Source organism: Flavobacterium sp. (genome assembly GCF_049590715.1).
In the GTDB taxonomy this organism is placed as follows: domain Bacteria; phylum Bacteroidota; class Bacteroidia; order Flavobacteriales; family Flavobacteriaceae; genus Flavobacterium.
In genome coordinates this window covers 1-3565 of sequence record NZ_JBAWDL010000235.1, presented here as the reverse complement: position 1 = coordinate 3565, position 3565 = coordinate 1, and the positions used below count along the sequence as shown (strand labels likewise).

Annotated in this window: 2 protein-coding genes; both read left to right on the top strand. The window is 33.6% G+C overall.

Going from position 1 to position 3565, the window contains the following annotated elements; translation table 11 throughout:
- On the top strand, positions 1-1889 hold a 1889-nt coding region (gene acs / locus WBQ70_RS10595; RefSeq protein ID WP_423913876.1), incomplete at its 5' end, for an acetate--CoA ligase.
- Positions 1890-1987: 98 nt separating this feature from the next.
- On the top strand, positions 1988-3169 hold the full coding sequence (locus WBQ70_RS10590; RefSeq protein WP_423913873.1) for an aldose epimerase family protein: 1182 nt from the start codon (positions 1988-1990) through the stop codon (positions 3167-3169).
- The last annotated feature ends 396 nt before the right edge of the window (positions 3170-3565 follow it).

Here is a 3565-nt window from a genome sequence, read left to right as displayed (position 1 = left end):
ACTTAGAACAATACTTTAAACATTATAATAAATCGGTTCGTGAACCAAGAAAATTTTGGGGAAAAATTGCAGAAGAAAACTTTACTTGGTACCAACAATGGGACAAGGTTGTTGAATTTAATATGGCTGAGGCTGAGATTGAATGGTTCTCAGGTGCCAAAGTAAATATTGTAAAGAACTGTATTGATAGACATCTGAATAAAAAAGGAGAGAAAACGGCTATTATTTTTGAGCCAAACAATCCAGAAGAAGAAGCTTTACATATTACCTATAACGAACTGCACCAAAGAGTTTGTAAAATGGCTAATGTGTTGCGTAATCAAGGAATAAAAAAAGGTGATAGAGTTTGTATTTATTTGCCAATGATTCCAGAATTAGCTGTGGCTACTTTGGCTTGTGCTAGAATTGGAGCGATCCATTCGGTTGTTTTTGCTGGTTTTTCGGCTTCGGCAGTAGCGAGTAGAATTAACGATAGTGAATGTAAAATGGTCATCACTTCGGATGGAGGATACCGAGGAAACAAAACGATTGAATTAAAAAATATCATTGATGAAGCCTTAGAGAAATGTAAATCAGTGGAGAAGGTTTTAGTTGTGAAAAGAACCAACTCGGTGATCACGATGAAAGAAGGTAGAGATATTTACATCCAACCTTTATTAGACGAAGCTTCAGATAATAGTGTTGCTGAAATTATGGATGCCGAAGATCCATTATTTATCTTGTATACATCAGGTTCTACAGGAAGACCTAAAGGAATGGTGCATACGACCGCTGGATACATGGTATATAGTGCGTATACTTTTAAAAATGTTTTTAATTACGAAGACAATGATATTTTTTGGTGTACAGCTGATATTGGTTGGATAACAGGTCATTCTTATATTTTATACGGACCATTATTGAATGGAGCGACAACGGTTATTTTTGAGGGCGTTCCATCATATCCAGATTTTAGTCGTTTTTGGGAAGTTATCGAGAAACATAACGTGACTCAGTTTTATACTGCCCCAACAGCCATTCGTGCTTTGGCAAAAGAAAAATTAGAGTATGTATTGAAATTCCCTTTCAAATCATTGAAAGTAATTGGTTCTGTGGGTGAACCTATCAACGAAGAAGCATGGCACTGGTACAATGACCATGTAGGAGCTAAGAGATGTCCTGTAGTAGATACTTGGTGGCAAACAGAAACGGGAGGAATTATGATTTCGCCAATTGCTTTTGTAACACCTACAAAACCTACTTATGCTACTTTACCCTTACCTGGTATTCAACCCGTTATTATGGATGACAAACGTAATGAAATTGAAGGCAATCAATTAGAAGGAAGTTTGTGTATTAAGTTTCCGTGGCCTGGAATTGCGAGAACAATTTGGGGAGACCATGAACGATATAAAAAGACTTATTTCTCTCAGTATCCTGGGAAATATTTTTCTGGAGACGGTGCTTTGCGTGATGAAGTAGGTTATTACAGAATTACAGGTCGTGTAGACGATGTGGTAATTGTTTCAGGACACAATCTAGGTACAGCGCCAATTGAAGATGCTATTAATGAACATCCTGCAGTAGCTGAAAGTGCCATTGTAGGTTTTCCTCACGATGTGAAAGGTAATGCTTTGTATGGTTTTGTGATTTTGAAAGAAACAGGCGAACTTAGAGATAAGAATAACCTATCTGTAGAGATCAACCAACACATTGCAGGACATATCGGGCCAATTGCAAAATTAGATAAAATTCAGTATGTTTCAGGGTTGCCCAAAACACGTTCTGGCAAAATCATGAGAAGAATTTTAAGAAAAATTGCAGAAGGTGATTATTCTAATTTTGGCGATACAACAACGTTATTGAATCCTGAAATTGTAGACGAAATAAAAGAAGGAAGAGTAGAGTAAATACTGTTTCTTATCAATACTATAAAAAAGCTCAAGTTTTACGACTTGAGCTTTTTTGTAGGTATTTGTATAATTGAAAAATTAAAAAATAAGTATATATGAATGTATTAAAGCGAGAAGTTTTCAGGCTAGTAATAATCAGTCTTACTTTTTTTATGGTACAGTGTAAAAGTAGGCAAGCAATAAATAAGGATATTTTAAAGCAGCATCTAAGCACAGAAGTAACAATAGAAAAGGTACCCTATGGTATGACTCCAAATGGAGATAAAATTAATAGCTATAAGTTGAAAAATAAAAATGGGATGGAAGTGGGTATCATTACTTTGGGTGGTATTATTACGGATTTGATAGTTCCTAATAAAGAGGGTATCTCTGAAAATGTTGTTATTGGTTTTAATTCGCTTGAAGAGTATTTAAAACCAAATCCTTATGTTGGAGCAATTATAGGAAGGTATGGTAATAGAATTGCCAACGGAAAATTCTCAATAGATGGTAATGAATATCAATTGACGCTAAATAGACCGCCTCATTCTTTACATGGAGGAGAATATGGTTTTAACCGAGTAGTTTGGAAAGAAAATGAAGTTAAGTCAGGAGCAGTGGCTTCATTGAAATTATCATATTTGAGCAAAGATATGGAAGAAGGGTATCCTGGAAATTTGCAAGTATTTGTTACCTATACATTGACACAAGAAAATCAATTAGAAGTTTTTTATGAGGCTACAACCGATAAGAAAACAGTGGTAAACCTAACACAACATTCCTATTTTAATTTATCAGGAGATTTTTCTAAAACTATTTTAGACCATGAAATAACCTTAAATTCAGATAAAATAGTAGCAATTAATGATAATGGAATTCCAACAGGAAAACTCGAAGATCTAACACACACACCCTTTGATTTCAGAACTCCAAAAACTCTAGGAAAAGACATTGAAGTAAAAAATGAACAATTAAAAAGAGGAAATGGTTATGATCATTGTTGGGTATTAAACAATGCTGAAAAAGGGAAAACAGTTACTGCTACCGCTTATGATAAAACTAGTGGACGACTTATGGAGATCACTACCTATGAGCCAGGGATTCAATTGTATACTGGTAATTTTCTTAAAGGTAACTTACCCATGCGTGAAGAGGGTTTCTATGAACATCGTACTGGTTTTTGTTTTGAAACGCAACATTATCCTGATTCGCCTAATCAAAAAGATTTTCCAACAACGGTTTTGAGACCTGGAGAAAATTATAAAACTAAAACGACTTTCAAATTTTCTATAAAGTAGTACTCATTTTTAATTTAAGCATTATAAAGATTAGCTTGTTTCTTGTGGCATTTGATTTCTTTTTTATCACTTTGTATAATACTATTCACTGAAAGGACGATCCTAATTATACCTCCAAAACAGATTAAAATTATTTCAAACATGTTTTTTATTTTTTCATAGAATTAATACAAACATTCCTGAGTTTTATATTTTTACATAAAATAACCACTAAAGATAATATACAACAGTGAAATTTTTAAAATTAGAGCGTTTTTAATCAGATAGATTATAATTCAAAGTACGGAATGATGGGAAACTTGCAACAGCGATTAGATATTTCTTTCATTTTTTCGATAACAATTTTAGTATAAATTGCTGTAGTGCAAATTTCAGAGTGCTCTACTCTTTTGGAAA